28 protein-coding genes and 1 tRNA gene are annotated in these 22417 nt (G+C 59.4%); 19 read left to right on the top strand and 10 right to left on the bottom strand.

Annotated features, from left to right (window positions below):
• Window positions 1-200: 200 nt before the first annotated feature.
• A tRNA-Ala gene (locus Q4481_RS16425) sits at window positions 201-276 on the bottom strand.
• Window positions 277-452: 176 nt separating this feature from the next.
• Here Q4481_RS16425 and Q4481_RS16420 point away from each other — a divergent pair.
• Window positions 453-1859: a phosphomannomutase gene (locus Q4481_RS16420; protein ID WP_304377486.1), complete on the top strand. Its 1407-nt coding sequence runs from the start codon at window positions 453-455 to the stop codon at window positions 1857-1859.
• 12 nt (window positions 1860-1871) lie between these two features.
• Window positions 1872-2315 (top strand): GNAT family N-acetyltransferase, encoded by a 444-nt coding sequence (locus tag Q4481_RS16415; RefSeq protein WP_304377485.1) that lies wholly within the window; start codon window positions 1872-1874, stop codon window positions 2313-2315.
• Between the two features lie 5 nt (window positions 2316-2320).
• Here Q4481_RS16415 and ung read toward each other — a convergent pair whose 3' ends face one another.
• Window positions 2321-3010, bottom strand: a complete 690-nt coding sequence (gene ung / locus Q4481_RS16410; protein ID WP_304377484.1) for a uracil-DNA glycosylase — start codon at window positions 3008-3010, stop codon at window positions 2321-2323.
• Between the two features lie 165 nt (window positions 3011-3175).
• On the opposite strand from ung, the gene Q4481_RS16405 reads away from it, so the two are divergent.
• On the top strand, window positions 3176-4399 hold the full coding sequence (locus Q4481_RS16405; RefSeq protein WP_304377483.1) for a mandelate racemase/muconate lactonizing enzyme family protein: 1224 nt from the start codon (window positions 3176-3178) through the stop codon (window positions 4397-4399).
• A gap of 2 nt (window positions 4400-4401) precedes the next feature.
• Here the strand turns inward: Q4481_RS16405 and Q4481_RS16400 are convergent, their stop codons facing one another.
• Window positions 4402-5307: a LysR family transcriptional regulator gene (locus Q4481_RS16400; RefSeq protein WP_304377482.1), complete on the bottom strand. Its 906-nt coding sequence runs from the start codon at window positions 5305-5307 to the stop codon at window positions 4402-4404.
• Window positions 5308-5414: 107 nt separating this feature from the next.
• On the opposite strand from Q4481_RS16400, the gene Q4481_RS16395 reads away from it, so the two are divergent.
• The 5 genes from Q4481_RS16395 to Q4481_RS16375 all read left to right on the top strand — a co-directional run bounded on the left by Q4481_RS16395 (window position 5415) and on the right by Q4481_RS16375 (window position 8547).
• A complete protein-coding gene (locus Q4481_RS16395; RefSeq protein ID WP_304377481.1) occupies window positions 5415-5672 on the top strand; it encodes a DUF2798 domain-containing protein in 258 nt (85 codons plus the stop codon).
• A gap of 98 nt (window positions 5673-5770) precedes the next feature.
• Window positions 5771-6088: a hypothetical protein gene (locus Q4481_RS16390; RefSeq protein ID WP_304377480.1), complete on the top strand. Its 318-nt coding sequence runs from the start codon at window positions 5771-5773 to the stop codon at window positions 6086-6088.
• An 84-nt stretch (window positions 6089-6172) separates the two neighbouring features.
• Window positions 6173-8005, top strand: coding sequence for a translation elongation factor 4 (gene lepA, locus Q4481_RS16385; protein ID WP_377352776.1), 1833 nt, complete (start codon window positions 6173-6175; stop codon window positions 8003-8005).
• Window positions 8006-8053: 48 nt separating this feature from the next.
• Window positions 8054-8248 (top strand): type II toxin-antitoxin system CcdA family antitoxin, encoded by a 195-nt coding sequence (locus tag Q4481_RS16380; RefSeq protein ID WP_304377478.1) that lies wholly within the window; start codon window positions 8054-8056, stop codon window positions 8246-8248.
• Window positions 8248-8547, top strand: coding sequence for a CcdB family protein (locus Q4481_RS16375; RefSeq protein ID WP_304377477.1), 300 nt, complete (start codon window positions 8248-8250; stop codon window positions 8545-8547). The genes Q4481_RS16380 and Q4481_RS16375 overlap by 1 nt, the downstream gene beginning before the upstream one ends.
• An 8-nt stretch (window positions 8548-8555) precedes the next feature.
• On the opposite strand, the gene Q4481_RS16370 is transcribed toward Q4481_RS16375, so the two are convergent.
• Genes Q4481_RS16370 through Q4481_RS16360 form a run of 3 tightly spaced genes read right to left on the bottom strand, consistent with a single transcriptional unit; the run spans window position 8556 to window position 9704 of the window.
• Window positions 8556-8921 (bottom strand): hypothetical protein, encoded by a 366-nt coding sequence (locus tag Q4481_RS16370; protein ID WP_304377476.1) that lies wholly within the window; start codon window positions 8919-8921, stop codon window positions 8556-8558.
• A complete protein-coding gene (locus tag Q4481_RS16365; RefSeq protein WP_304377475.1) occupies window positions 8918-9397 on the bottom strand; it encodes an SRPBCC family protein in 480 nt (159 codons plus the stop codon). Before Q4481_RS16365 ends, Q4481_RS16370 begins: the two co-directional genes overlap by 4 nt.
• A complete protein-coding gene (locus Q4481_RS16360; RefSeq protein ID WP_304377474.1) occupies window positions 9384-9704 on the bottom strand; it encodes an ArsR/SmtB family transcription factor in 321 nt (106 codons plus the stop codon). Before Q4481_RS16360 ends, Q4481_RS16365 begins: the two co-directional genes overlap by 14 nt.
• A 144-nt stretch (window positions 9705-9848) precedes the next feature.
• Here Q4481_RS16360 and Q4481_RS16355 point away from each other — a divergent pair, with 144 nt between their 5' ends.
• From Q4481_RS16355 to Q4481_RS16340, 3 genes are all read left to right on the top strand, one after another.
• A complete protein-coding gene (locus tag Q4481_RS16355; protein ID WP_304377473.1) occupies window positions 9849-11048 on the top strand; it encodes a GGDEF domain-containing protein in 1200 nt (399 codons plus the stop codon).
• Between the two features lie 111 nt (window positions 11049-11159).
• Window positions 11160-11531 carry a YegP family protein gene (locus Q4481_RS24665; RefSeq protein ID WP_377352772.1) on the top strand — a complete coding sequence of 124 codons (372 nt, stop codon included), beginning with the start codon at window positions 11160-11162 and terminating at the stop codon, window positions 11529-11531.
• A gap of 7 nt (window positions 11532-11538) precedes the next feature.
• The gene (locus tag Q4481_RS16340; RefSeq protein ID WP_304377472.1) at window positions 11539-11910 is read left to right on the top strand and encodes a hypothetical protein; all 372 of its coding nucleotides are present in this window, start codon (window positions 11539-11541) and stop codon (window positions 11908-11910) included.
• On the opposite strand, the gene Q4481_RS16335 is transcribed toward Q4481_RS16340, so the two are convergent.
• The gene (locus tag Q4481_RS16335; RefSeq protein ID WP_304377471.1) at window positions 11911-12387 is read right to left on the bottom strand and encodes a GFA family protein; all 477 of its coding nucleotides are present in this window, start codon (window positions 12385-12387) and stop codon (window positions 11911-11913) included.
• A gap of 223 nt (window positions 12388-12610) precedes the next feature.
• Here Q4481_RS16335 and Q4481_RS16330 point away from each other — a divergent pair, with 223 nt between their 5' ends.
• A complete protein-coding gene (locus Q4481_RS16330; protein ID WP_304377470.1) occupies window positions 12611-13543 on the top strand; it encodes a UDP-glucuronic acid decarboxylase family protein in 933 nt (310 codons plus the stop codon).
• Window positions 13544-13575: 32 nt separating this feature from the next.
• On the opposite strand, the gene Q4481_RS16325 is transcribed toward Q4481_RS16330, so the two are convergent.
• Window positions 13576-14979: a pyridoxal phosphate-dependent decarboxylase family protein gene (locus Q4481_RS16325; RefSeq protein WP_304377469.1), complete on the bottom strand. Its 1404-nt coding sequence runs from the start codon at window positions 14977-14979 to the stop codon at window positions 13576-13578.
• 197 nt (window positions 14980-15176) lie between these two features.
• Here Q4481_RS16325 and Q4481_RS16320 point away from each other — a divergent pair, with 197 nt between their 5' ends.
• Both Q4481_RS16320 and mbfA read left to right on the top strand, forming a co-directional pair.
• Window positions 15177-15545 carry a hypothetical protein gene (locus tag Q4481_RS16320; protein WP_304377468.1) on the top strand — a complete coding sequence of 123 codons (369 nt, stop codon included), beginning with the start codon at window positions 15177-15179 and terminating at the stop codon, window positions 15543-15545.
• A 120-nt stretch (window positions 15546-15665) separates the two neighbouring features.
• Window positions 15666-16649 carry an iron exporter MbfA gene (gene mbfA, locus Q4481_RS16315; protein ID WP_304377467.1) on the top strand — a complete coding sequence of 328 codons (984 nt, stop codon included), beginning with the start codon at window positions 15666-15668 and terminating at the stop codon, window positions 16647-16649.
• Between the two features lie 65 nt (window positions 16650-16714).
• Here the strand turns inward: mbfA and Q4481_RS16310 are convergent, their stop codons facing one another.
• Window positions 16715-17317 (bottom strand): transglutaminase-like cysteine peptidase, encoded by a 603-nt coding sequence (locus Q4481_RS16310; protein WP_377352882.1) that lies wholly within the window; start codon window positions 17315-17317, stop codon window positions 16715-16717.
• A 100-nt stretch (window positions 17318-17417) separates the two neighbouring features.
• A complete protein-coding gene (locus tag Q4481_RS16305) occupies window positions 17418-18206 on the bottom strand; it encodes an alpha/beta hydrolase (protein WP_304377465.1) in 789 nt (262 codons plus the stop codon).
• 185 nt (window positions 18207-18391) lie between these two features.
• Between Q4481_RS16305 and infC the strand changes: the two genes are divergently transcribed.
• The 5 genes from infC (at window position 18392) to Q4481_RS16280 (ending at window position 22347) form a co-directional block, all read left to right on the top strand.
• Window positions 18392-18928 (top strand): translation initiation factor IF-3, encoded by a 537-nt coding sequence (gene infC, locus Q4481_RS16300; RefSeq protein WP_304377595.1) that lies wholly within the window; start codon window positions 18392-18394, stop codon window positions 18926-18928.
• Window positions 18929-19128: 200 nt separating this feature from the next.
• Complete coding sequence (locus tag Q4481_RS16295) at window positions 19129-19620, top strand: hypothetical protein (RefSeq protein WP_304377464.1); 492 nt, start codon at window positions 19129-19131, stop codon at window positions 19618-19620.
• Between the two features lie 187 nt (window positions 19621-19807).
• Window positions 19808-20323, top strand: a complete 516-nt coding sequence (locus Q4481_RS16290) for a PepSY domain-containing protein (protein WP_304377463.1) — start codon at window positions 19808-19810, stop codon at window positions 20321-20323.
• 6 nt (window positions 20324-20329) lie between these two features.
• On the top strand, window positions 20330-20995 hold the full coding sequence (locus Q4481_RS16285) for a response regulator transcription factor (protein WP_304377462.1): 666 nt from the start codon (window positions 20330-20332) through the stop codon (window positions 20993-20995).
• Window positions 20992-22347: a sensor histidine kinase gene (locus Q4481_RS16280; RefSeq protein WP_304377461.1), complete on the top strand. Its 1356-nt coding sequence runs from the start codon at window positions 20992-20994 to the stop codon at window positions 22345-22347. Before Q4481_RS16285 ends, Q4481_RS16280 begins: the two co-directional genes overlap by 4 nt.
• Window positions 22348-22417: the final 70 nt, after the last annotated feature.

The raw sequence follows: 22417 nt of genomic DNA, 5'->3' as shown, positions 1-22417 counted from the left end.
CTTTATTCAGCGTTCTGCCTGGCTTTAAGGAGCTGGCTTTCTTCGAGGCAAACGGTGTCGGCTGTAGGTGCCCCCAACGTTCCGTTGCACTGGATGTCCACGATCCTGTGGTCGGTGGAGACACTGGCGTCACGGCGAAGGGCGCCACCGTCAATTGCATCGCCGGATTTGCGTCTTATATCATCGTCATGCGGGAATGCTGGTGGAGCTAAGGAGGATCGAACTCCTGGCCTCTACATTGCGAACGTAGCGCTCTCCCAGCTGAGCTATAGCCCCACGGCCCGATTGTCGCGTGAGGCGCCAACCGTGCCGAATTAATAGCATGAGTCTTGCAGATTTCAACGATTTCCAACCGGGTCGAAACGCGATTTACCACGGTCTGCGGATGGTTTTTACTTCCGCCTGAAAAGCAGCTAGGAACGGTGCGCGCTTGATGTTCAAGGGAGATTCGGGTGGCTGCAGCATTTGGTACTTCGGGCCTGAGAGGGCCGGCAATCGATTTTACCTCTGAACTCTGCAAGGCCTATATCACCGCCTTTCTCGAGCGCTGTGCCGATGAAGCTGAAGAAAAGACCGCCTATGTCGGCGCTGATCTGCGCGATTCCAGTCCGCGGATCGCCGGCCAGGTCATTGCCGCAATCCGTGCCATGGGCTGGCAGGGCGTCTGGGCCGGCAACGTGCCGACGCCCGCGCTAGCCGCCTATGCGATGGCACGCAAATGCCCGGCGATCATGATCACCGGCAGCCACATTCCCGAAACCTATAACGGCATCAAGTTCTATCGGCCCGATGGCGAGTTCCTGAAAGAGGACGAGGCGCCGGTGCGCGAGCGCGCCGAAGCGATCATGGCAACGGGCATTCCGGCCGAAAGCGCCGAGACAGGCGAGGCGGATCCTGCGATCGCCGAAGCCTATGTGGCGCGCTATGTTGATGCTTTCGGCGCCGGCGCGCTCAACGGTTACAGGATCGGCATCGATCTTCATTCGGCGGTTGGCCGCGATTTGACGGTGCGGATCTTTACGGGGCTGGGTGCCGAGATCCATCCGTTCCGGCGGGTGGAGAGGTTCGTCGCTGTCGATACCGAGGCGCTCGATCCCGAAGATATCAGGCGCTCGCGCACCATGATTGCCGAACATCAGCTCGACGCAGTGATCTCCACCGATGGCGATGGTGACCGGCCGCTGGTGATCGATGGAACCGGCCGCCAGATCAATGGCGATGTGCTTGGCATGCTGACCGCGAAAGCCCTCGGTGCCCGGACGGTGGTAACGCCGCTCTCCTCCACCTCGGCGATCGAACAATCGGGCTGGTTCGCCAGGGTCGATCGTACCCGCATCGGCTCTCCCTACGTGGTCGCCGGCATGGCGGTCGGCGAGGACCATCCGGTAGTCGGTTTCGAGGCCAATGGCGGTTTCCTGCTGCAGGATGCCATTGATCTTCCAAATGGCAGGCTCGATCCCTTGCCGACGCGCGATGCGATCCTGCCCGCGGTGTCCGGTCTGGTTCTGGCGCGGCAACAGGGCAAGACTCTCGCCGAACTGGTGGCGACATTGCCGCCCCGGTTTATGAAGGCGGACCGCGTCAAGGACGTTCCGGCCGACAAGGCGTCGGTGTTCCTGAAATCCATGGAGACATCGCGGGATGCGCGTCTGTCGTTCGATGCGCGCATTGCCGATCCGAAAGCGGTTTCAACGCTCGATGGGGTGCGCATGGAGCTCGATAACAGCGATACGGTGCATTTTCGCCAGTCCGGCAACGCACCCGAAATGCGGCTCTATATCGAAACCGGCGCGGCAGAGACGACCGAGGCGCTGCTCGGCGAACTGATGGTAAAACTCACCGCGCAATTTCACGGCTGAAGGAGCAGGTCCATGGTGGCGACCATCCGCGATGCAAGACCCGGAGATCTCTCCGAATGGATGCCGCTCTGGCAGGGCTATTGCGAATTCTACGGTGTCGAAATCGAGCCGCAGATCACGATGGCCACCTGGGCGCGCATTCTCGATCCGATGTGCGAACTGACCTGCCGCGTGGCGGAGGTCGGCGGCAATATGGTTGGCTTTGCCCATCACCATACGCATCTGACGACCTGGGACACGCGCCCGGTCGCCTATCTCGAGGACCTGTTCGTCAGCCCGACGGCACGTGGTCTGCGGGTCGGGCAGGCGCTGCTCGATGACCTTCTGGCGCTTGGCCGGCAAAAGGGCTGGGCGTCGGTCTACTGGATCACGGCGGAAGACAACGAAACCGCCCGCCGGCTTTATGACCATTATACCAAGCGCGACCAGTTCGTCCGCTACGCGATCACGCTTTGACAGGATCAGACCTGCGCGGGCAGTTGCCAGTCGATCGGCGCCATGCCGTGTTCCTCGAGGAAATGATTGGCCTTGGAGAAATGCCGGCAGCCGAAGAAGCCGTTATGGGCTGACAGCGGCGAAGGGTGCGGCGCTTTGAGGACCAGGTGCTTCGTCTGGTCGACGAAGGCCGCCTTTTTCTGGGCATAGGAGCCCCAGAGCATGAAGACGGCGGGATCGGCCTGCTCGTTCACCCGAGCGATGACGGCATCGGTGAATTTCTCCCAGCCGCGGCCCTGATGCGAGGCGGCAAGCGACCGTTCCACCGTCAAGACGCTGTTGAGCAAAAGAACACCCTGGTCCGCCCAATGTTCGAGATAGCCGTGCTTGGCCGGTGGGATGCCGAGGTCCGACTGCATTTCCTTGTAGATGTTGACGAGCGAGGGCGGAATGCGGACGCCGGGCAGCACTGAGAAGCAGAGTCCGTGCGCCTGACCGTCCCCGTGATAGGGGTCCTGGCCGAGAATGACCACTCTGACCTTGCCGAGCGGGGTGAGATCGAGCGCCCGGAAATATTCCGAACCTTTCGGGAAGATCACCTTTCCGGCCTGCTTTTCCGCCTGCAGGAAGCTCTTGAGGCTCGCCATGTAGGGCGCGGAAAACTCGCCCGCCAATGCCGCCTTCCAGCTTTCATCCAGTTTGATCGTGTCTGCCATGGTCCGTTCCCTTCGCCATGAGCCAAGCGGATTGCTTTCGCCGGCACAAGGCCAAAATTGCATTCTGCACAGCCGGTTCCATTTCCGCCTTTTTCCTGACGGGATTGCGCGGGCATCCGTAGCCGAAATCGGCTAAACCGTTGCCGACAAACGAGGGAACGCTTCATGAAAATCACCGATGTCAAAACCTGGGTCGTTGGCAATCCGCCGCCGGGCGCCGGCGGGCGTTATTTCATTTTCGTGAGGCTGACGACGGATTCCAATGTCGTCGGCTATGGCGAAGCTTACAATGCGACATTCGATCCGCACCTGACGGCAAAACTGATCGAGGATTGCGCCGAACGTTACCTGGTTGGTCGCGATCCGCATGATATCGAGAGCTTCTTCCGCAATGCCTATTCGTCCGGCTTCACGCAGAGGCCGGATGTGACGATCATGGGCTGCGTATCGGCGCTCGAAATGGCCTGCTGGGACATTATCGGCAAGGAAGCCGGCAAGCCGGTTCACAAGCTGCTCGGTGGTCTCGTCAATGAACGGATCCGCACCTACACCTATCTCTATCCGAAGAGCGGCTCGGTGGTTCCGGCGGAGATCCAGGGCAAGAATGTCTATAATGATCCGGACATGGCCGCCGCGACCGCTCTCGAATATGTCAAGGAAGGCTTCACCGCGCTCAAGTTCGATCCGGCAGGCCCCTATACCATCTATGATGGGCACCAGCCTCGCCTCTACGATATCGATCTCTCGGAACGGATGGTGCGCGCGGTTCGCGAGGCGGTTGGAAACAGGGCCGATATTCTCTTCGGCACCCATGGCCAGTTCACAGCAGCCGGTGCACTCCGGATGGCGCGTGCGCTGGAGAAATACGATCCGCTGTGGTTCGAGGAGCCGGTGCCGCCCGATATGCCGGAAGTCATGGCGCAGGTGGCCCGAGGAACGAGCATTCCGGTGGCGACAGGCGAACGCCTGACCACCAAATGGGAATTCGCACGCGTGATCGAACATCGCGCCGCCGCCATCCTGCAGCCCAATCTCGGACGTTCTGGCGGGTTGCTCGAAACGAAGAAGATCGCGGCGATGGCCGAAGCCTACCATATCCAGGTGGCGCCGCATTGTTATTGCGGCCCGATCGAGGCTGCGGCCAACATCCAGCTCGCCGCGACCTTGCCGAACTTCCTCATTCTCGAGGCGATCAAGACCTTCGACGGCTTCCACGAAACGTTGCTGAAGAAGAAGATCGTGCTGGAGGAAGGCTATGTCATCCCGTCGACCGAGCCCGGTCTGGGTGTCGAACTCGATGAAAGCGTCTGTGACGCGCATCCCTGGTCGGGAAGCCAGCTGCATCTCGGCATGGTGCCGACACCGATCGATCTCTGCCCGAAAGACTGAGATCAATCCCGCAGCGACTGCTTCAGATAGTCGATGAAGAGCCGCACCTTGGGGCTCTTCGATCGGCGGTCGAGATAGCAGGCGTAGAAATCGAACGGCTCCGGATCGATCCGGGGCCCATGGGTGCCGGTGAAGAGCGGCACCAACCGGCCGCGATCAAGATGATCGCCAATGATGAAGCGACCGAGGCGGGTGATGCCGACGCCGGCGATCGCCATTTCCACCAGCGCATCGATATCGTTTGCCATCACAAAGGATTTGAGTACTGGCGTTACGCGCACGCCATCGACGTTGAAACTCCAGCGCAACTGCCGCCCGTCGACAGGGAACCTGAAGGTCAGGCAATCATGATGGCCGAGGTCGTCGGGAATGGATGGCCAGCCGCGTCGTTCGAGATAGGACGGGGCTGCGCAGAGGAACATCGGCTCGGTCGAGACTTTTTGCGCGATCAGACCCGGCTCCAGGAGAAGGCCGAACCGGATGGATATGTCGATATCTTCGCTGACATGATCAACGCTGCGATCAGCCAGGATCAGTTCCACCGAAAGTTTCGGGTGCATGCTCGCGAAACGACCGACGATGGCCGCAATCCGGTGACGGCCATAGGCGACCGATGCGGCGATCCGCAGCCGGCCGGTGGCTTCGCCCTCCCGCTCGGAAATCTCTTCCGCTGCAGCCTCCAGACCGGCCACGAGCGGTTTGATCCGTTCATAATAGGTGGCACCAGCTTCCGTCAGGCTGATCCGGCGCGTGGTCCGGGTCAGCAGCAACACGTTCAGCTCGTTTTCGAGCCTGCGCAGTGACTGGCTGACGGCGGCGGCGGTTACGCCCATCTTTCGTGCGGCAGCGGCGATCGAACCGCATTCGACAGTGGTGAGGAAACTCTCGATCGAGCGAAACTGGTCCAAGATCGATCCAATTCATTAGTTTTGATTGCGAATATACTAAAAACTATAAATCTTATCTGTGTGAATGGCGAGCGCTATCTGAACACCGTCACAAGGAGCAATCGATCATGAGCAAACAATCAAACACGGGTTTCGGCATTCCGGCCCGCTTCACCCCAATCGTCTTTTCTTTCTACATGGCCCTCCTGATGTCGCTCTTCATGTGCTTCGTCATCGTCGCCATCAATAGCGGCCTGTCGGGAGACTATCTGGCCCGTGTTCTGCACACCTGGCAGATCGCCATGCCGACAGCATTCTTCGTGGTTCTGACGGTGCGGCCTCTGGTGATGAAGCTCGTAGCGCTGACGGTTCGTCGCCCGACCTGAATGCGGCCTTCGCGAGCCGGCTGCAGCCGCCGCGACAAGCCCAATGCTGGAAACCCGGCCCCAGCATTCCTATCTGTCATTCGAACAGGATGCGAAAGATGATGATGACAGACCGTGACAGCCACCGATTGGACCGCAAGCTGGATTCCCTATCCGGCCGGCTGCCATCGTGGTTGTCATGGTTTTTCGATGCGATTCGCAACCCGCGCGCCCGCATCATCCGCATTCCGCTCGGTATCCTTCTGGTGATCGGCGGCTTCCTCGGCTTTCTGCCGGTTCTGGGTTTCTGGATGGTGCCGCTGGGGCTGATTTTCCTGGCGCAGGATTTTCCGCGCCTGAGAAGGCCCATCCGTCATGCCATTTATTGGGTGGAGCGCCGTTGGCAGAAATACAGGCGCGGCCGATCCAGGCCATGACGAAAGCCGAGCGGCAGGCTTGAAACTCCTGAATTCGGCGGCTTTCGCAGGCTCTGATCTTTACACTTTTACCGGTTTCATTGTATGCGGGCGGCCATGAGCACAGAAAACCGCATTCCTCTTTCCCATATCCGCAATTTCTCGATCGTGGCCCATATCGACCACGGGAAATCGACCCTTGCCGACCGTCTGATCCAGACGACGGGCGGGCTGGCCGATCGCGAAATGAGCGAACAGGTTCTCGACAATATGGAGATCGAGAAGGAACGCGGCATCACCATCAAGGCCCAGACCGTGCGTCTGCACTACAAGGCCAAGGATGGCGAGACCTACATCCTCAATCTCATGGATACGCCCGGCCATGTCGACTTCGCCTATGAAGTCTCGCGGTCGCTCGCCGCTTGCGAAGGCTCGCTGCTCGTGGTCGATGCCTCGCAGGGTGTCGAAGCCCAGACGCTCGCCAATGTCTATCAGGCGCTCGATGCCAACCATGAAATCGTGCCCGTCCTCAACAAGATCGATCTGCCGGCCGCGGAACCCGACCGTATCAAGCAGCAGATCGAGGATGTCATCGGCCTCGATGCGTCTGATGCGGTGATGATTTCCGCCAAAACCGGCATTGGCATTCCCGATGTGCTGGAGGCGATCGTCACGCGTCTGCCGGCCCCGAAGATCGGCGATGAAAATGCGCCTCTCAAGGCCATGCTGGTCGACAGCTGGTATGACACCTATCTCGGCGTCATGGTTCTCGTCCGCGTCATCGACGGCGTGATGAAGAAGGGCCAGATCATCCGCATGATGGGAACCGATGCGAAATACGGCATCGAACGGATCGGCGTGCTTACGCCGAAAATGGTCAATGTCGATGAACTCGGCCCGGGCGAGGTCGGCTTCATCACCGCCTCGATCAAGGAAGTGGCCGATACCCGCGTCGGCGACACGATCACCGATGATCGCAAGCCCACGGCCGAAGCGCTGCCGGGCTTCAAGCCGGCCCAGCCGGTCGTCTTCTGCGGTCTCTTTCCGGTCGATGCCGCCGACTTCGAAGATCTGCGCGCCGCCATGGGCAAGCTTCGCCTCAACGATGCTTCCTTCTCCTTCGAAATGGAATCGTCCGCCGCGCTCGGCTTCGGCTTCCGTTGCGGCTTCCTCGGCCTGCTGCATCTCGAAATCATCCAGGAACGTCTCGAGCGCGAGTTCAACCTCGATCTCATCGCCACCGCCCCCTCGGTCGTTTATCAGCTCACCATGACCGATGGCAGCGAACGCGAACTGCATAACCCGGCCGATATGCCGGATGTCGTCAAGATCAAGGAAATCCGCGAACCGTGGATCCGCGCCACGATCATGACGCCGGACGATTATCTCGGCTCGGTCCTCAAGCTGTGCCAGGATCGCCGCGGCATCCAGGTCGAACTCACCTATGCCGGCACCCGCGCCATGGTGACCTATGATCTGCCGCTCAACGAAGTCGTGTTCGATTTCTATGATCGCCTGAAGTCGATCTCGAAGGGTTATGCCTCGTTCGACTATCACCTGACGGATTATCAGGAAGGCAACCTCGTCAAGATGTCGATCCTCGTCAACGGCGAGCCGGTCGACGCGCTTTCGATGCTGGTCCACCGTTCGGCAGCGGAAAAGCGCGGTCGCGACATGTGCGAAAAGCTCAAGGATCTGATCCCGAAACATATGTTCAAGATCCCGATCCAGGCGGCGATCGGCGGCAACGTCATTGCCCGCGAGACGATCTCGGCACTGCGCAAGGACGTGACGGCCAAGTGCTACGGCGGCGACGCCACCCGCAAGCGCAAGCTGCTCGACAAGCAGAAGGAAGGCAAGAAGCGCATGCGGCAGTTCGGCAAGGTCGAAATCCCGCAGGAAGCCTTTATTGCGGCACTGCGGATGAGTGACGAGTAGGCTTGCGACTTCGACGACCTGAGGTATACTGCGCCCCAGGAGAAATAAATGCGACAGCGCGCGAGCAATTCAGGCAATGCCAGGAACTCGGTTGATCATTCGACGCGTGATGGTGCCGATATCGACAGCGCGCGTCTTGCGCAGCATGAGAATTGGCTGGCAGAAAACGCCGAAGCCATCAGGCGCGAAAATGAGCATACCGAACAGCACGGTTTGCCACTTGCGGATCTGCGGCAGTTTTAATGCCTCGGTTTCATGTCTATCGCCTGCGGCGTGATGACACTCTTTTACTGGATCTGCAGGCCGATCTTCTCGATGTGTTGAAGACAAGAATTGTGGCGCCGCTGATCCCTGTCGATCAGATGCCGTGGGCCATTGCTCACCTGAATCCGCATTTCGAGGTTGCGGGCAAGCAATATGTGATGGCGACACAGCGCATGGCCGCAATCAGCACCTCTGAGATCGGTCCCTATGTTGCTGATCTTTCTCAGCAACGTGATCGCATTGTTGCGGCAACGGATTTCCTGTTTCAGGGGTTTTAAGAGCCTGCCTATACCGCCGGAAGGGCGGCATTCCGCTGACCGCGAACCAGTTCGATGACGTTGACCGCAACCAGTCCTCCTGCTGCGACAGCATGCATCAGGATGCGCGGATCAAGCAGGTTGCCGATCGCCTGACCAAAGCCGAAAACCAGACCGATCCAGACCAGCGCCGCTCCGGTTGCCACAATCAGATGCTCCGGACGGCCTGACAGCGCAAAGAGATTGAAGATAATGACCGCTACAACAAAGGCGCTCGCGGCAAGCGACCAGACGAAAACGTCCGTGCCCGGTGTGTAGAAAAGAAATGTTCCGACCGAGTGACCGAGGCCGCTGAGGCCCAACAGGATCGCGAAGGCGTAACGGGCAATTTTCATCCATTGTCTCCCATAATCAGACGTTTGTAGTTTTCGAGCGCACCGCCCCAACCATTGTCGCCATCGAGGATGCCGCGCGTGCGGACAGTATCGCCGCCCAGCGATGCGAGCTTGCGATGTTCGAATGTCACCTTCGTCCGTCCGCCGCCGATTTCCTCGAAACGAACGGATACCTCGGTGCGCACGGTCGGGTCATAACGAAAGCTGGAATCGATCTGCCAGAGCATGAGGGCGCCATGCGGCGGATCCCACTCAAGAACCACGCCCCAATCGCATTCCTGGCCGTTCCGATCGATCTCATACCAGCGGCCGCCGACCCTGGGCTCGACAAAGAGGTTGCCGCGTTCTCCGCCCGACAGCGTGTGCGTCTTTGGGCTCCACAGATGCATGTTATCGAAGAAAGTAGAGAAGGCGCGCGCTATCGGAGCGCGGACCACAAATTCCTTGCGGATGGGGGCCGGGTCAATCTGTCGCATCTTTATCAGTCACATCCTCGAAACTGTCCTGATAGGCCGCCAGTGCGCGGCTCCAATGTTGGTCGAGCCATGCCCGCATTGCTGCGAGCCCAGCGGGATCTATCTGGTAGACGTTGCTGGCACCGGAAGGCGCAAAGCGCACCAACTGGGCCTGGCGCATCAGTTTCAGATGATGGGAAACCGCCGGTTGGCTTATTCCCAGCACTTTGGTCAATTCGACAACGGTCGCCGGTCCCGCCGACAAATGTTCGACGATCGCCTGTCGGTGGACGTCCGCAAGGACCTTGAAGCGCGCTGAATCATTCATGGATTTAAATCATCCAAATATTTGGATGAATGTCAAGCGCCGGAATCTGGCGATCTTACCATCAGAAGTCGCTCATAAACCGAAACCCCTTATTCAGACTTGCGCCCTACTGTAGACCCATAGGCATGACAGACGGGGATGGCGATGAGCGCCGTGACATTGGAAGACGTTGAGCGCCAGATCGGGCGTCGGGCGGTTGTCTTCCGCTTCCAGCAGCAAATCGAGAGACTGTTCGTCGAGGACTATGCCGCCAACCGTTCGCGGCTGGCGCCGCTCTGGGCCCTCATTGGCCTTGCCATGTACCTGTTCCAGCTCACCGACGACTATAACCTGACGCCGGATGTCTTTCCCGAACTCTTGGTGGCGCGCGTCGCCATCTTTGCACCCGGTGCGCTCATCGGGCTGGCTCTTGTCATGCGAAAGACCTCTGCGATCCGCTACGATCTTCTGACGCTCTGGACGGGCGTCGTCGGTTCGTTTCTGCCGATGGTTATTGCCAGCGAAACCCATGGTGGCAACCTCTTCACCTATCAGAACGGCAATGTCGCGGCCCTGATGTTCTTCGTCATCGTCCTGAGGCCGCGTTTTCCGGTCGCCCTCCTGGGCCTGACGCTGATGACCACCATCCATACGGTGACGATGGCGGGAAAATTTGATGATCTCACCTATTCGAGCATCCTCTCCTTCGTGCTCACCGCCGCCGTCTTCATGGCCGCCGGCGCCTATTATCTCGAATATACCGACCGCATGAATTTCCTTCACCGCCTGCGCGGAACCTTGCTGCAGGACCAGTTGCGCTACAATGCCGAGCGGGATGAACTGACCGGACTTCTCAATCGCCGCAGCCTCAATCGCTTCAGCGAAGAACATTGGGCGCCCGGCAAGCAGCCGCAAGCCATTGCGGCCATCCTGTTCGATATCGATCATTTCAAGCTGTTCAATGATCGCCACGGCCATGTCGAGGGCGATGGCTGCCTGCGCGAGGTCAGCCGTTGCGTGGCATCGCTGGTGGGAGATCGGGGCAAGGTCTTCCGCTATGGCGGCGAGGAAATGCTGGTGTTGGTGCCGGGTGTTGATCTCGGGGAGGCAGCCGATCTGGCGGAGCGGATCCGCCATGCCATCGAGGCGCTGCATATCCGCAACGGTGGAACGGCGACATCGCCCTATGTGACCGCCAGCCTCGGCGTCGCCGCCAATGGCTCTTCCGGTACATTCGATCATCTGCTGGAGCGGGCAGACAGGGCGCTCTATGGTGCCAAGCATAATGGCCGCAATCGCATCGAAGTCGATTGCGATGATCAGGCGATCCCCGACGACTTGGGTACAGAGATACGGATCGCTTGATCCTGCAAGCCGAGCCGTATCCGGCGGCCTTGCTTCGTCCCCGACTGTCTATTACACATTTTAGAGATGTATCGTGGCAGGCGAGAAATCGCGCGATTGGGAGTGAATGCAATGCACAAGTTCAAGATCGTGAAGGCAGCCAACAAAGAGTTCCGCGTCCAGTTTCTCTACAACTCCGAAATCATGATCTGGTCGGAGAATTACAAATCCCGCGCCAGCGCCAAGAACTGCGTGGAATCGGTCAAGAAGAATGCGCCCGCGGCTGCGACTGCCGATCTTGCGACCGGTGAGGCCGCCAAAGGCTACCGTTTCGAGCTTGCTGAAGCCAAGAATGGCGAAACCTTCGTCCGTTTCGTTGCAGCCAATGGCCAGACGATGATGCGTTCGGAAACCTATTCTGCCAAGGCAGGCGCCAAGAACTGTGTTGAATCGGTGAAGAAGAACGCGCCCGGCGCCCCGGTGATCGACGAAACCGGCGATTGATCGCGTCATGGCGGTAAACGACGCCACACTCATAACGACGCGCGGACGCATCTATCTGTCGATTGTCATGGTCCTGATCGCGCTGGTCATGGGTTTTGCCGCAAGCGGTATTCTCTACAAGGTCGCGGGCAACAGCCTGCGATCTTCAACCGCGATGGGACGAATTCTTTGCGGTGAAGGGCAGAAGATCGATCATACCACCGGCAGCAACGGCAAGGGCATCCGCATGGTCTGCCTCGATGCCACGGGCACGGAGGTTGGGCCGCGCAACAACCTCATCGCGGTCAAGCTCGCTCTGCCCTTCTTTATCCTGATTGCGGTTCCCGGCCTGTGGTTCGCCTGGACCGCGAAGCTTTATGGCCGCAGGGTAAAAAGATGATCAGCCGGCTTTGGCGCGCGCGGCCTTGAGGCGTGCCATGGCTTCTGGCGGCCACACCGTTTTCGCATCGTAATAGCCGTCGAATGTCTGCGCGTTTGCCGGCAGCCCGACCCATGGCAGCTTCGAGCGGGTATAGATGTGCACATCCGGAACGAGGTCGCCGCCATCCGCAAGCGTGGTGATGCGGACGAAACGCAGCCAGGGCCGGCCGCCATAGTCGCTCCAGAGCGCGGTCTGGCAAGTGTCGCAGCGGTAGATGTCATGCGGATAGCCGCTGTCGGTCCGCATTCTTGTCGCAACAGGCTCACCGTCAGTGATCTCGAGACATTCCGTTTCGATCATGCCGTTGAGGGCAAAGGCCGATCCGGTCTGGCGCTGGCAGTCGGTGCAATGGCAGCAATGAATGAACATCGGTTTGCCGTGCATCCGGAACCGCACCTGGCCGCAGAAACATTGTCCATTGTAGATGTCTGACACCTTCACCTCCCGATTCCCCATGAAGAGACGCTAACGCGGCCATCGTCCGTCGATCAACCGGCAAGTGCGTGATGCCTGTCGTTATGGAGAAATAGTTGGACAATCGTCGCGTCGCTGATTGTGCTTGGCGCGGGCCTCGGTCATATCCTTGCCTCGGGAAAACCGGTTTGAATTCTCCGCGATTCGGCTCCTGCCCGCGCCGATGCAAGTTGATGGACAGGTAATGAAGAAAATCTTGGTCACCGGTGGCGCCGGCTTTCTCGGCGCCCACCTCTGCGAGAGACTGTTGGCGGCCGATGCCGAGGTGACATGTCTCGACAATTATTTCACCGGCAATCCCCGAAACATCGCTGCCTTGCAGAGTTCGAACCGGTTTCGGGTCGTCGAACAGTCGGTGGTCGAGCCGTTTGATGGCGAATTTGACGAGATCTACAATCTCGCTTGTCCGGCTTCGCCGGTCCATTACCAGATGGACCCCGTCTATACGTTCGAGACCTCCATCCTCGGCACGATCAACATCCTGAGGCTCGCCGAACGCACCGGCGCCAAGGTGCTGCAGGCCTCTACGTCGGAAGTCTATGGCGATCCGCATGTGCATCCGCAGCCAGAAACCTATTGGGGCAATGTCAACACCATCGGCATCCGCTCCTGCTATGACGAGGGCAAGCGTGGCGCAGAGACCTGCCTTTACGATTACCAGCGCTCGCGTGGCGTCAATGTCCGGGTCGCCCGCATCTTCAACACCTATGGGCCGGGGATGCATCCCGAAGACGGGCGCGTCGTTTCGAATTTCATCATCCAGGCATTGAAGGGCGAGGATATCACCATTTATGGCGATGGTGGCCAGACGCGCTCCTTCTGCTACCGCGATGATCTGATCGAGGCGATGATCCGGCTCATGAATGCACCGGACCATGTGAGTTTTCCGGTCAATATTGGCAATCCGGGTGAGTTCACCATTCTGGAACTGGCCGAAATCGTTCTGGAAGAGACCGGCTCACGATCGAAGCTGGTCAATATGCCACTGCCGGAGGACGATCCGATGCAGCGTTGCCCGGATATTTCCCGGGCCAAGGAATATCTCGATTGGGAACCGCAGGTGCCTCTGCGGGAAGGCTTGCGCCGCACGATCGACTATTTCCGCAAGGTGATCTGAGCTCTTCGGATGAGAGGCCTAATGCGCCTCCCTTACAGCCGGCGCGCGATCTCGGTGATCACCTCGAAGGCCGTTTCCATATCTGCACGGGTCATGTCGAACTGACCGGCCTGAAAGCGAATGGCGATCGCATCATCGACGCGGGTCTGGGTCAGGTAGATGCGACCATCATCATTGATGGCCTGGACAAGCGCGATATTGTGCTGGTCCGGCGCCGTCTCGTGCTTGTGGCGGAAGGAGAAGAGCGACAGAACCGGTTCGGTCACGATCTCGAAATCGGGTTCGCCGCGCAACCGTTCCGCAAGCTCGACAGACCAGGCGACATGATTTCGGATCATGCCGCGAAGGCCTTCGAGACCATGGTGGCGCATGAGGAACCACAGTTTCAGAGCCCTGAAGCGGCGACCGAGCGGTACCGACCATTCCGAATAGTTGATAATTCCGTCATGGCCATGCGTCTTCAGATATTCCGGCTGGATCGCGAGCGTACGCACCTGTTCGGCAGGCGTCTTCAGGAACTGCACCGAGCAATCGAACTGCGCGCCCAGCCATTTGTGCGGATTGAAGACGATGGAATCGGCCGCATCGATACCTTCCCAGAGTGCGCAGAATTCGGGGCAGATCATGGCCGATCCCGCCCAGGCGGCATCCACATGCAGATACAAGCCGTGTTTCTGCGCAACTGCCGCAACGTCGCCGATCGGATCGCAGGCGCCAACCGAGGTGCCGCCGACACAGGCAATCACGCCGGCGGGGAGAAGTCCCGCTGCACGATCGGCTTCGATTGCGCGATCGAGCGCCTCTGGGTCCATGCCCTTCAGCGGCCCCTTTGTCGGGATACGGACCAGATTGGCCTGCCCGACGCCCGAGATCCAGATCGCCCGGTCGATCGAGGTATGCACCTCCTTGGTCGCATAGATGCGGACCGGCGCATGATTGGCCAGGCCGTCCGTGTTGCCCTTCCAGCCAAGGGCACGTTCACGCATGACGAGAACGGCAGCAAGCGTCGCCGAAGAGGCCGAATCCTGGATCACGCCGGCAAAGCCGTCACTCAGGCCTAGTGCCTGCCGCAGCCAGTCGAGCACGACCGTTTCCATTTCGGTGGCAGCTGGAGATGTCTGCCAGAGCATGCATTGGGCAGCGACGGCGGTCACCAGATAATCGGCGATGACGGAAACAGGCGCTGCATTGGCCGGGAAATAGGCAAAGAAGCGGGGATGCTGCCAATGTGTCAGCCCGGGCGGGACGATCCGTTCGAAATCGGCAAAGATCGTTTCCATCGGCTCGCCAGCTTCCGGCGGGCTTTTTTCTATCTGTCCCGCAATATCGCCCGGCTTCGTCTGCGCCCGTACTGGCTTCTCACCGACTGTTTCGCGATAGTCTGCACCCCAGTCGGCAGCACGATGTGACCAATGTCTGAAATCGGAGATATCCATGGTGACCCTCGATAGTTTACATGTTCACTGATCCCGCTGGCGGCCCTTGTCAAGGCTGTAGCAACGGAATGGGGCGCCCCAATTGCGGACGACAAAATTTTCATTCCGGTCAACAATCCAGTAGTCGAAAAAATTCGGCCATGGTAACAATCCGTTCCGTTGGCGCGCCGCCAACGTATTGTGGGGACAATGATTTCATGAAAAAGCTGCTGTCGCTGGGCCTTCTCGCCCTGTCGCTCGTTGCTGCGGGCACCTCCTTCGTTCAGGCCGACGAAGTTACCTTCTCGATCCGCAATAGCCACCCGAATGCGGTCGAGGTTGAGCTTTACAGCCAGGATCGCAACCATGTCTGGCCGGGCGGTGGCGAAATCTATCTGTTCGATGACGGCGAAACCAAGGAAATTCCGCTTTCGTGCGAATCCGGTGAAAAGATCTGCTATGGCGCCTGGATCTCGGGTGATCGCGAAACCTATTGGGGCGTCGGCCCGGACAACCAGCAGAGCTGCACCGATTGCTGCTACACCTGCGAAGGCGGCAAGACCGAGACGATCGATCTCGTCGAGTAGTCCATTCGGTTGATTGTGTTCGAAAGGCCGGCGCGGCAACGCGCCGGCCTTTCGTCGTCTCGTGGCTTGACCCGACAGAGGGATGCCAGTATTTAGAATTATTCTAAAAAGAGGCGCCCCATGCTCACTCGGTTGTTCGGCAGTTCGAAACGTTCCCTTTCCTCGCTCTCCGAGCAGGAAGTCCTTGCTCTGGCAATTTCCAACGAGGAAGATGACGGGCGCATCTACATGGCCTATGCCGATGCGCTGCGGGCGAGCTATCCGAATTCCGCCAAGGTTTTCGAGGAGATGGCGGAAGAGGAAAGCCATCATCGCCAGATGCTGATCGACCTTCATGTCGAGAGATTCGGCCCGCGCATCCCTCTGGTTCGACGCGAACATGTGCGTGAATTTCCCGAACGCAAGCCGGACTGGCTGATCCGCGAAATTCCGATTTCCGAAGCGCGCGAACAGGCGCAGGCCATGGAAGCCGCCGCCGAACGCTTCTATCAGAATGCGGCATCACGCACGACGGATGCCTCGACCCGCAAACTTCTTGGTGATCTCGCCCTGGCTGAAAAAGGCCATGAGAACCTCGCCCGCCGGCTGGGAGAAATCCATACGCCGGATGATGTTCGACGCGAGGAAGATCAAACGGCCCATCGTCAATTCGTGCTGACCTGGGTCCAGCCGGGTCTCGCAGGCCTGATGGACGGCTCCGTCTCCACGCTCGCGCCGATCTTCGCGGCTGCCTTTGCGACCGGCGATACGATGCAGACCTTTCTCGTCGGCCTGTCCGCCTCGGTCGGTGCCGGCATTTCGATGGGCTTTACCGAAGCGGCCCATGATGATGGCGTGATCTCCGGACGTGGATCACCCCTCAAGCGCGGTCTGGCTTCCGGCCTCATGACGGCCGTCGGCGGTCTCGGCCATGCCTTGCCCTACCTCATTCCGGACTTCGTGACCGCAACCGCGCTCGCGATTGCCGTTGTGTTTGTGGAACTCTGGGCCATTGCCTTCATCCAGAACAAATATATGGAAACACCCTTCTTCCGGGCCGTTCTGCAGGTCGTGCTCGGTGGGGCGCTGGTTCTCGCTGCCGGCATCCTGATCGGCAATGCCTGAATGCGAAAATGGGGCCAAACGGCCCCATTTCATAACCCCGGTCGGGCGCCGGAATGTCTTGAGGATCAGTCGACCGAACCGACCAGCAGTTCGTCGGCATTTTCGATCGTCACCCAGCGGCCGCTGTTGAAGGCAGCCTGGCGCTTCAGATAGCGGTAGGGTGTCTCGTTCCAGAGCTTCACTTCGTTTTCGAGATTGTCGAGGATGAAGTCGCCTTCGGAGGTCCGGAGCGTGAGCACGGCATGGCCTTCGCCATCCGGCTTGCGCACAACGGTGATCAGCAGGGACGAGGCTGAAAATCCGCGCTCCATCAGTTCCTTGCGCTTGAGAAGCACGAAGTCCTCGCAGTCGCCGGCATCGGTCGGATAAGCCCAGACTTCATCGCGGCCGTAGATCTCCATGTCGGTCACCGGCATGATTTCGGCGTTGATGCGCGCATTGACCTCGCGCACGACGTTCCAGCCATAGTCGGTGAGCTTCGGCGCAGCCGTATTGGTGGAGCGGACCGAGCATTCGTCGCGATGCAGCTCGCAGAACTCGTAATGGCCGATTGGCTGCGAGGTTACGGCACCTGTCTGCATGAAACGGGATGCAGCATTTGCAGGGCCCATCCACCCTGCAAATACGATCAACGCCACCGCTGCGGCCTTGTTCATTCGTCCCGACATCATGCCCAACCCTTGCAATTCTTAACAAGAAGTTAAAGAGCTTTCCCGGGGGCAAGTCAATCGTTAAGGAACCGTTAACCTCGACTGTTCCTGAATATGGTTAAATTGTGTCTGGCGATTGTGCGTGCGTCACAATTCCATCGACGGCGCTCAGCATCCGCTCGATATCCTGCGGCCTTGAGAGGCGGTGATCGCCGTCGCGTATCAGCGTCAGGATCGCATCGTCTGCGACGATTTTCTCCATGATTTTGAGGGCATGCTGGAAGGGAACATCCGGATCCGCCATGCCCTGCAGAATATGAACCGGGCAACCGGGTTCAATCAGGCCCGTCATGGTGAGGTTCCTGCGACCATCCTCGATCAGGGCGCGGGTAAAGCGATTGGGTTCGTTCGAATATTCTGAAGGCTCTTCGAAATAGCCATTGTCTGCCAGCGATTGCCGTTCCCTGTCGGTCAGGTTCGGTTCGATCAGCGCCGCTGTAAAATCCGGCGCAGGCGCGATCAGCACCATTCCGGCGAGCTTTCGATCATTCGTGCCCTTCAGGATTTCAGCAAGCCGCAGCGCGATCCAGCCGCCCATCGACGAGCCGACCAGGATGAGGCGCTTGCGCCCGAAACGGGTAATGACGGCGAGCGCTTCTTCGAGCCATTGCGAAATCGTGCCATCGGTATAATGCCCGGAAGAAGCGCCATGCCCCGAATAGTCGAAGCGCAGGCAATGCAGGCCCTGCCTGGCTGCATGGGCTTCGAGCTCGACCGCCTTGGTTCCGCTCATGTCCGATCGATAGCCGCCCAGCCAGACGAGGCTGAGATCACCCGCCGGCGCCTCGCTCTCGATGACGGCAATCTGCCGCAGGTTGGGTTCCTGACCGACATCGATATGCATCATCTCCTGGTCTCCGCCTTGAACAATGGTCTGGAATCGCCGCCAAGCCGGTCCTATATCGAGATTTCCGATGATGATTTGTCGAAAAATCCGTGCTAATACTTCGCACCCGGCCAATCGGCGATTGCTTTCGCATGGCGCTGATGGCAGATAGAACCCCGTTTGTAAACCACTAGGAGAATACGACCATTCGCAGACCTTTCAAGGCAGAAGGCCCGACCAGGGACGGCCCGCGTTCCAACCGGGAAATCCGCATTCCGCGCATTCAGCTGATTAACGCAGAAGGCCAGAACCTGGGCATCGTGCCGACCGATCAGGCATTGGCCATGGCTGAGGAAGCGGGTCTCGACCTCGTTGAGATTTCGCCGAACACCGAGCCGCCCGTCTGCAAGATCCTCGACCTCGGCAAGCTGAAGTATCAGACCCAGAAGAAAGCGGCCGAAGCCCGCAAGAAGCAGAAGATCATCGAGATCAAGGAGATCAAGATGCGTCCGAACATCGACACCCATGATTATGAGGTGAAGATGAAGGCGATTCAGCGCTTCTTCGAGGAAGGCGACAAGGTCAAGGTCACGCTCAAGTTCCGCGGTCGTGAAATGGCGCATATGGAACTTGGCATGAAGCTTTTGCTTCAGGTGAAGGAAGATACCCAGGCAATCGCCAAGGTGGAAGCCGAACCGAAGCTCGAAGGCCGCCAGATGATGATGGTGCTGGCGCCGAAGTGAACGGCAGCCTGACCGATGTTTTTGCAACCGCCCGTGAGCCTGCTCCGGGCGGTTTTTCTTTGCTGATTGCTTGCTGACAGGGCGGCTCAGCTGTCTGTCAGCAGACCTGTGTCAATCTCCATTTCACGGTCGAAGGACATCGGCCTTGGAGGGATGGATCGGAAGCCTGAGCGCACCGGTCACAACATGGAGATCTTGATATGACGTTGAATCTGACTGCCGCTGCCCGCCGCGCCATCCTGGCATCCACGGTCGCCTTCGCATGGCTTGTTTCGCAGCCAATGATGCCGCTCGGGCTCGATAACGGCACCTCGGCGGCTGCCCGCGAAGCCCATAGTGGCGGCAAGCACGATGGCAAGCATGGTGGCAAGCACGAAGGCAAACATGCCGGCAAGGACGACAAGGGCGGCAAGAATGGCAAGAACAAGAGCCGCAACCCGAAGAATGCGAAGGACGACAACGAGGACGACGACAACGATTCCTTTCATGACGAGTTCGACGATAGCGACGACGACATGAATGATGACGACAATGGCCAGGACGACAATGGCCAGGACGACGATGGGTCGGACGATAATGGCCAGGATGACGATGGTTCCGACGACAATGGTCAGGACGATGATTCCAGCCATGATCTCGATGACGACCATGGCACCCACCAGAACCGTAACAAGAGCCGCAATGGTGGCTGAAGGACTGCGATCACGCCGGATTCCCCATCCGGTTTGATCGGTAAGGTCCTTTAAAATCCATCGCCGCCGCCCGGATTTCAAAGGACCGGGGGCTCGCCTTCCCCAAGGCGAGCCTCTTCCTTTTGCCATGGACGGATCGGTATGTCGGATCTACTGTTGGAAGATCTGTTTCCGGAGTGAGGAAGAAATGACAACGCGGCGCCTGCTTCTGCAGCTGATGCTGTTGACGGCCCTGGTTAACGCAGTGCCGGCCTCCGTCTATGCACGCGATGGCGGCGATAGCGATGGTCATGGCGGTGATGACAACGGCGGTGACGACAATGGGGGTGACGATAACGGCGGAGATGATAACGGCGGTGACGACAACGGAGGGGATGACAATGGCGGCGACGACAAGGGCGGCGATGATGACGGTGGCGGCGATGATGACGGGGGAGACGATGATGGCGGCAAGGATAATGGCCGTCACGGGCTCGATCAGAATGATGCGCTTGCCGCAAAAGAGCGTGGCGCAATCATTCCGCTGAAGTCGGCACTGGAAATCGTCAGTCACAAGCATGACGGCAAGGTCATCGATGTCAAACTGACACGCACATTCAACCGTCCCTATTATCAGGTGAAGATCCGCAGCAAGGAGGGCGTCATCCGTACGGTTCGCCTGGATGCCCGAACGGGTCGATTCGTGTCTTTCCTGGGGTTTTGAAACATCATGCGCATCCTTCTTGCGGAAGACGATCAGTCGATTGCAGCGCTTCTCAAGCGGCAAATCGAGGAAGCCGGTTACCTGGCCGAAATTGCAGCAAGCGGCCCGGAGGTGTGGGAGCTTGGCGAAACAGGAGATTATTCCGCAATCATTCTCGATCTCGGTCTGCCGGGTATGGATGGTCTTTCCATTCTCAAGCGCTGGCGCCGCACGGGCGTTGAAACGCCTGTCCTGGTTCTGACGGCGCGCGGCTCCTGGATGGAACGGGTTGACGGCTTTGAAGCCGGCGCTGATGACTATCTGCCCAAGCCTTTCCGGTCCGAGGAACTGATTGCCCGCCTGCGCGCGCTCCTGCGTCGCTCGGCCATCCGTTCCAACCCGGTCATCAGGGCCGGAGGCTTCACGCTCGATGAAGCGGCAAAACGGGTCCTCTATGAGGGGCGTCCGGTCGAAGTCAGCCCGATGGAATACCGGCTTCTTGCCCATCTTGCCGCCCATAAGGGCGAAACGATCGCTGCCATCGATCTCGCGGCCCATGTTCAAGGGCGCGATGACGACACGGCCAAGAATGCCGTCGAGGCCATGGTTGCGCGGCTTCGCAAGAAGACCGCGCCGGAGGCCATCGAAAACCGTCGCGGTTTCGGCTACTGCCTGCGTGACGAGGCGCCATGATAAGGTCCTTGCGCTTTCGCCTGGCCGTCGGTGCCTTTGTGGCGATCGCACTGTCGCTGATGACTGTCTGGGCCTCTCTCAGCCGCCTGTTCATTGATTATGTCGTCGGTTCCTATCGCGAAGAGATGACGGTGCTCTCGGATTCGCTCGCGGCCGGCGTGGTCGTCAAGGATGGCAAGCTGGTCCTCACCTCGACGCCTTCCGATCCCCGGCTGTCGCTGCCGGCTAGCGGGCGCTACTGGCAGTTCGAGGCGGCGGGGCAGGTGCCGGAACGCTCGCGGTCGCTCTGGGATACGGTCATTTCGACCGGGCCGCCTTCATCCTATGGTGCCGGCCTGTTCACCGAAGCCACCGGCCCGGATGGTGCCAAAATTCTGGTTCTCGAGCAGAAATCATCGCTGGGCGAGGGCAAGGATGCCCACAGCTTCGTCATCCGTACGGCCTTTCCGCTTGTCGAACTCGAAAATGCCCTTCAGGCCTACCACGGCCAGCTTGCCCGCATGCTGATCGTCACCGCGCTCGTTCTGGCCGCCGCCGCCTTCATCCAGGCTGCGATCGGCCTCGCACCGCTCGGGCGGCTGCGGCGGGAAGTGGCGCGTATCCGCGCTGGTGAAAGCGCAGGCATCCGTGACGAGGGGCCGGCAGAAGTCCGGCCGCTGGTGGGGGAAATCAATCTGCTGCTGGCCGAGCGGGAAACCGCGGTGGAACGGGCGCGAGCGCGGGCATCGGATCTCGCGCATGGCTTCAAGACACCGCTGACCGTGCTTTCGCAACTGGCCGAACGCATGGAGCCCGAGGCGGCCGATATGGCGCTGCGGCAGGTCGAAATCATTCGCCAGCGTGCGGACCGTCAGTTGCAGGCCGCAAGACTCGGGGTCGAACAGATGGCCTCGACCGATCTTGGATCGCTGATCGGCAAGCTCATTCATGTGCTCAGACCCGCCACCGAAGCGCGTGCGGTTGCCTGGCGCCTGCAAACCGATGGCAATCTGTCCATCCAGGCCGATCCTGCCGATCTTGCCGAGGCGATCGGTAATATTCTCGACAATGCCACCAAATGGGCGCGTTCGGAGATTTCGATCCGCGCTGAACGCGACAGGGATACGATTCTCGTGCTTGTCGGCGATGACGGGCCGGGCGTCGAAGCATCCGCCTATGCGACGATCTTAGAGCGTGGTGTCCATGCCGATGGCGAGGAAGGCGGTTCCGGCCTCGGACTTGCCATCTCGCGCGATATTGCCGAAGCCTATGGCGGCAGTCTGACTTTCGGAAAATCGACGCTCGGCGGTCTCGAAGTCAGGCTCGCGTTTCCGGCCAATCCTGTTCGCCGGTCGAAGCCCAGTCCTGCCTGATCGCGCCCTGTTCGGGCCGGTTGCCAGAGCGCTGAAAAGATTCCTCCGCGCACCGGTTGCGCTTTGTCGG

The organism is Fluviirhizobium alvei (assembly GCF_030551875.1).
Lineage (GTDB): Bacteria > Pseudomonadota > Alphaproteobacteria > Rhizobiales > Rhizobiaceae > Rhizobium_E > Rhizobium_E alvei.
Note: the sequence above shows the minus strand (reverse complement) of the source record. Positions and strands in the feature narration are given on the sequence as shown.

Bases quoted from the DNA above. Each gene is read 5' to 3' on its own strand.
- Q4481_RS16415 (WP_304377485.1), top strand. From the start codon at position 1,872: ATGGTGGCGACCATCCGCGATGCAAGACCCGGAGATCTCTCCGAATGG.
- ung (WP_304377484.1), bottom strand. From the start codon at position 3,010: ATGGCAGACACGATCAAACTGGATGAAAGCTGGAAGGCGGCATTGGCG.
- Q4481_RS16405 (WP_304377483.1), top strand. From the start codon at position 3,176: ATGAAAATCACCGATGTCAAAACCTGGGTCGTTGGCAATCCGCCGCCG.
- Q4481_RS16395 (WP_304377481.1), top strand. From the start codon at position 5,415: ATGAGCAAACAATCAAACACGGGTTTCGGCATTCCGGCCCGCTTCACC.
- Q4481_RS16390 (WP_304377480.1), top strand. From the start codon at position 5,771: ATGATGATGACAGACCGTGACAGCCACCGATTGGACCGCAAGCTGGAT.
- lepA (WP_377352776.1), top strand. From the start codon at position 6,173: ATGCGGGCGGCCATGAGCACAGAAAACCGCATTCCTCTTTCCCATATC.
- Q4481_RS16380 (WP_304377478.1), top strand. From the start codon at position 8,054: ATGCGACAGCGCGCGAGCAATTCAGGCAATGCCAGGAACTCGGTTGAT.
- Q4481_RS16375 (WP_304377477.1), top strand. From the start codon at position 8,248: ATGCCTCGGTTTCATGTCTATCGCCTGCGGCGTGATGACACTCTTTTA.
- Q4481_RS16370 (WP_304377476.1), bottom strand. From the start codon at position 8,921: ATGAAAATTGCCCGTTACGCCTTCGCGATCCTGTTGGGCCTCAGCGGC.
- Q4481_RS16365 (WP_304377475.1), bottom strand. From the start codon at position 9,397: ATGCGACAGATTGACCCGGCCCCCATCCGCAAGGAATTTGTGGTCCGC.
- Q4481_RS16360 (WP_304377474.1), bottom strand. From the start codon at position 9,704: ATGAATGATTCAGCGCGCTTCAAGGTCCTTGCGGACGTCCACCGACAG.
- Q4481_RS16355 (WP_304377473.1), top strand. From the start codon at position 9,849: ATGAGCGCCGTGACATTGGAAGACGTTGAGCGCCAGATCGGGCGTCGG.
- Q4481_RS24665 (WP_377352772.1), top strand. From the start codon at position 11,160: ATGCACAAGTTCAAGATCGTGAAGGCAGCCAACAAAGAGTTCCGCGTC.
- Q4481_RS16340 (WP_304377472.1), top strand. From the start codon at position 11,539: ATGGCGGTAAACGACGCCACACTCATAACGACGCGCGGACGCATCTAT.
- Q4481_RS16330 (WP_304377470.1), top strand. From the start codon at position 12,611: ATGAAGAAAATCTTGGTCACCGGTGGCGCCGGCTTTCTCGGCGCCCAC.
- Q4481_RS16325 (WP_304377469.1), bottom strand. From the start codon at position 14,979: ATGGATATCTCCGATTTCAGACATTGGTCACATCGTGCTGCCGACTGG.
- Q4481_RS16320 (WP_304377468.1), top strand. From the start codon at position 15,177: ATGAAAAAGCTGCTGTCGCTGGGCCTTCTCGCCCTGTCGCTCGTTGCT.
- mbfA (WP_304377467.1), top strand. From the start codon at position 15,666: ATGCTCACTCGGTTGTTCGGCAGTTCGAAACGTTCCCTTTCCTCGCTC.
- Q4481_RS16310 (WP_377352882.1), bottom strand. From the start codon at position 17,317: ATGTCGGGACGAATGAACAAGGCCGCAGCGGTGGCGTTGATCGTATTT.
- Q4481_RS16305 (WP_304377465.1), bottom strand. From the start codon at position 18,206: ATGATGCATATCGATGTCGGTCAGGAACCCAACCTGCGGCAGATTGCC.
- Q4481_RS16295 (WP_304377464.1), top strand. From the start codon at position 19,129: ATGACGTTGAATCTGACTGCCGCTGCCCGCCGCGCCATCCTGGCATCC.
- Q4481_RS16290 (WP_304377463.1), top strand. From the start codon at position 19,808: ATGACAACGCGGCGCCTGCTTCTGCAGCTGATGCTGTTGACGGCCCTG.
- Q4481_RS16285 (WP_304377462.1), top strand. From the start codon at position 20,330: ATGCGCATCCTTCTTGCGGAAGACGATCAGTCGATTGCAGCGCTTCTC.
- Q4481_RS16280 (WP_304377461.1), top strand. From the start codon at position 20,992: ATGATAAGGTCCTTGCGCTTTCGCCTGGCCGTCGGTGCCTTTGTGGCG.